This is a genomic window from Streptococcus sp. GMD6S (assembly GCF_000297015.1).
On the sequence record NZ_AJRH01000090.1, the window covers coordinates 1 to 3725 of the forward strand.

A 3725-nucleotide genomic window follows, 5' to 3' on the forward strand; every position below is an offset into this window, starting at 1 on the left:
AGATTTTTAGAGAAAGTAACTTCTTACTCAACGCAATGCTGTATGAACAAGACTTCTATGATTACTTAGATAGAGGAGGTGAGAAAAATGTCGGGACTTAAAAAAATACTGATCGTTATTGGTTCTGTAATTGCCTTAGCTACTGGTTTGAATCTTTACTTTCAGTATCAAAACCATCAAGAACATATGCAATTAAAAACCTCCTTTGAAGAGAGGGACAATATAGCCGTCTTACAACGTTTGATGGCATCAGGGAAATATGCGCCTGACATCCGTAAAGCGGGCTATGTCATTCCTCCCGATGGAGCTATTCGCTTGGATGGAGGAATTGCTTCCATCGAGATAAAAGGAGACATCGATTTGAAAATATCGTATCGTGGACGGGGGGTTACTGCTTATTTTGAAATAGAGATAGATGGTAAAATAACTAGTGTACTATATGAATTGGATAAGAACTTGGATATAGTTTCTAGCGCCTATTTTCAAACAAATGAAAAAAATAAAAATGAGAGAGTGACTATCCCCAAAGCTGAAGAAAAGCGCCTATTAAAGATTATTCAAAAAGAGCTTGAGGATTTCATGGAAACGATGTATCAGACTTTGTATGGATAGTTTACCAGAGAAAGAAGCTTCTTGCTCAACACAATGCTGTATGAACAACGGGGTGTGTTGAGGGATTTTACTAGAAAAGATACCGTAGATAAGCTACAAAAAAATTACCCAAGTACTTATAATTTCATTCGAAATATTGAAACAGGGAATCAAGAGTTGACAGAGATGAGGTGATTAGATGAAGAAGAGGAAATTTGTAATTTTTTCGTTGCTAATAGTTCTATTATTATCTTTCTCTGGTTTTCAGTACTATAAATATCAGAGAGTTCATAATATTTTTGATGAAATATACTACGAAGAAAGTGATTATCACAATCATACATTTCTCTGGAAAGGACGAGCTTTTTATAAGTTAAAAAGTTTAAAATTTGTGGACAACGATTCTCAAGAAATTTCTATTCATTCTATTGATTATAAAAGTGTAGACTTACCAAATACTATTCAATCTCTAGGTTATTATTTTTATTTTGGATTTCAGGAGATGACGAAAGTTGGGATAGAGATGCGTTTGAGACTGCCAGATACAGAGACAACCATAAATGTAGATTACCTGTACGATGTAAACAATCAGCAATTAGAACGATTTATGTGGTATCACGATGAGAAAAGCGTGAGATATTATCATCAGTCTCAAGTAGAAGCCTTTCTAACGGAGCATGGAAAGACTGCCGATGAGATTCGCAGGGAAGCAGATGAAATACTCCGTCACAAAGTCTTGGCAGACTGGACTTCCATATATGCCAGTCGTTTTAGCCTAGATAATTGGGGAGAAGTGACAGTTAAGGATATATGGAGAACCGAATAACAAACGGAACGACGAGGTAATAGTTTTATAAAGGCAGGTTGCCATGACAGAGTTCTCAAGAATATTTTGTAAAAAAAGTTACTTTGGAGCAGTAAATGAGAAATAAAAGTAAGTCTATCCTTTTTTTCCTATTTTTCCTTTTTTATATGGTATTGTTCATCATTAAGCCAATCTATCAATATTATTCATTTTCTAAGATGGATGTGAATAGTAGTATGGTTCAATTGATTCAAGATAAAAATGATCAGGATTGGCATGCTCTTGATAAGCATATTCATCTAGTGCCCTCAAAAGAAAATGGAAAGAACATCGGCCTTATCTATGTGGTGGATGACTATAATCAAATTGAAAGTAAGATTTCTTATGAGAATCAAGCGGTATCCATCAGTTACAATAATCGATTACAAGGAGACAAGAGTGTTGAAATTAGTTGGTTAAATGGGGAAAAGCGGTTGTATCATGCTGGGAGATATTTGAAATTAGCAAGTGAAAATCAAGCTGTGATTGAAAGTAACACAGGTTCTTCAGTGACCGTTTGGGAACAACGCTCGGACAATGCGATGAATCAGTTATATACAGTTGTGAATCAGATGAGAAAGATAGTTTTAAATCATTTGCTTCAGAAAATTTTCTACTATTCGATAGCTTTGGTCTGCTTTCTTTTGGGTTGGAAAATATACTCTCTTTTAAGGAGGGATTGAGGGCCACAGTTCTTCTGGATTTTAATAGTGATGAGAGAGGAAAACTAAAATGCTAACACCCGTGTTATTTATTGTGTCTTTATTTCTACTTTTACGGCACTTTAAAAGCAGTCTCTCAAGAATGATCATCGGATTGTTGTATGGTTCGTTTGCGGCAGTTTTTATTTGTGTGGTTTTAAATGCTGGTAAGTACACTCTGCAACCAGGTCAAAGTGTTGAATTGAAAGTTTTTTCTAAAACAGAGCAGCTGGAGTATAATTCGGAACTACATTTTAAAAAATTAGATGATGCGAAGTTAAAATTGTCCGGTCGAAAAGGTTGGGGAATGAAAGACAGTAATATAGTCTATAATGTTGAAAAGCAAACAATAACGGAGCTAATTTTTTTAAAAGACAAAACCGAGCGCAAAGACTTACCAAATGATAAGAGTAAAAGTATCTATTTAGAAAGTGATGGTATAGTGGTTCAAGGGGAGATAAAGGAAGTATTTGGTGTGACGAAAGAAACTCCCTATACTATCACCATCACCAATGTAGACAACAAGCCAGCTTACTTTGAAGCTCAAGTGGTGGATCGGTAGATTTAGGAACCGTAAACTAGGCCTCAGTTGTTGTAATTGTTTGGTAAAGGAGACTTATTTGCTTTGAAAGTAACAATCAGCTTGTTTCTTTCGAATATGCAAGAGAGGCTCTAGTGGCGAATACTAGTCAAAATGTCAAAAAAGATTTAGATAAACCTAATCCCGCAGTTGGAGAGTAAAATGTTAAAAAGAATAAGAAACTATTATAAAAACAAACCAACTCAAGCTGTCCTAATGCTCATAGTTCTTATTTGGTCAGTATATGAGATTGGTGCGACCAGCTTGGCAAGTAACTCGGCATTAACTAAGGAATTCATGCATAGTCGGTATGTTATAGTTTGGCCAATGGTAGATAAGAAAATGAAATTATACCATTATGCGGAAGAATGGACTAATGACGTTTTAGTTGGAATGATGCATTTAGACTATGGAAATATAAGAATAACTAGTTTTCCTAAAAAATGGGAGAGTGAAGCTGAAGTTTACTATACGCTGTCTCAGGATGAGTATGCTGATAGAGTATATTTTTTCTTAGACGAGCCAATTTCCAAAGCCTATATCAGCAGATTAGAACAAAATTATTATTTGATTTCAAAGAATGCAGTTGCTATTAAAGAGGAAACAGGTAAAACGGTTGAACAGTTAGTTCAAGAAGTGGGGAATGCAAGGAAAACCTTCTTATCAGCTCTTGGAAAGATGAAAATCCTTCGTTTGGTTTATTTGATTCTTCGTATGATAGTATTGTTGCAGTGTATCAGGTGGTCGGGTCAGCGTAGAAAAAGGAAAGAGAACGAAATTTTGCAGAATAGATAGAGCTCCCAAAAGGTATGATGATAAAGAGCTTCCAAACAATCAAAAAGATATTCATTTGGTAAAGAATGGGATTGTTGTCAGCTACCAAGGGGAGAAAGTTTTTTATGTAACTAATAACAAGTCCTACACGATCACCATCACCGATCACCATCACCAATGTAGACGACAAGCCAGCTTACTTTGAAGCTCAAGTGGTGGATCGGTAAAATTTCAG

At 35.5% G+C, this 3725-nt stretch carries 5 protein-coding genes and 1 pseudogene; all 6 read left to right on the forward strand.

Annotated features, from left to right (window positions below):
* Nucleotides 1–87 precede the first annotated feature (87 nt).
* Nucleotides 88–612 carry a hypothetical protein gene (locus GMD6S_RS08510; protein ID WP_000015795.1) on the forward strand — a complete coding sequence of 175 codons (525 nt, stop codon included), beginning with the start codon at nt 88–90 and terminating at the stop codon, nt 610–612.
* A gap of 178 nt (nt 613–790) precedes the next feature.
* Nucleotides 791–1417 carry a TipC family immunity protein gene (locus GMD6S_RS08515; protein WP_000746267.1) on the forward strand — a complete coding sequence of 209 codons (627 nt, stop codon included), beginning with the start codon at nt 791–793 and terminating at the stop codon, nt 1415–1417.
* 95 nt (nt 1418–1512) lie between these two features.
* Nucleotides 1513–2118, forward strand: a complete 606-nt coding sequence (locus GMD6S_RS08520; RefSeq protein WP_001244917.1) for a hypothetical protein — start codon at nt 1513–1515, stop codon at nt 2116–2118.
* Nucleotides 2119–2167: 49 nt separating this feature from the next.
* Nucleotides 2168–2698, forward strand: coding sequence for a hypothetical protein (locus tag GMD6S_RS08525; RefSeq protein WP_000957422.1), 531 nt, complete (start codon nt 2168–2170; stop codon nt 2696–2698).
* 180 nt (nt 2699–2878) lie between these two features.
* Nucleotides 2879–3511: a hypothetical protein gene (locus tag GMD6S_RS08530; protein WP_000919639.1), complete on the forward strand. Its 633-nt coding sequence runs from the start codon at nt 2879–2881 to the stop codon at nt 3509–3511.
* Between the two features lie 16 nt (nt 3512–3527).
* Nucleotides 3528–3717 (forward strand): annotated as a pseudogene (locus GMD6S_RS12995) (hypothetical protein); the annotation flags it as partial.
* Nucleotides 3718–3725 lie beyond the last annotated feature (8 nt).

What these genes read in the sequence shown, in the direction of transcription:
- GMD6S_RS08510 (WP_000015795.1), top strand. Translation starts at nt 88, where the DNA reads ATGTCGGGACTTAAAAAAATACTGATCGTTATTGGTTCTGTAATTGCC.
- GMD6S_RS08515 (WP_000746267.1), top strand. Translation starts at nt 791, where the DNA reads ATGAAGAAGAGGAAATTTGTAATTTTTTCGTTGCTAATAGTTCTATTA.
- GMD6S_RS08520 (WP_001244917.1), top strand. Translation starts at nt 1,513, where the DNA reads ATGAGAAATAAAAGTAAGTCTATCCTTTTTTTCCTATTTTTCCTTTTT.
- GMD6S_RS08525 (WP_000957422.1), top strand. Translation starts at nt 2,168, where the DNA reads ATGCTAACACCCGTGTTATTTATTGTGTCTTTATTTCTACTTTTACGG.
- GMD6S_RS08530 (WP_000919639.1), top strand. Translation starts at nt 2,879, where the DNA reads ATGTTAAAAAGAATAAGAAACTATTATAAAAACAAACCAACTCAAGCT.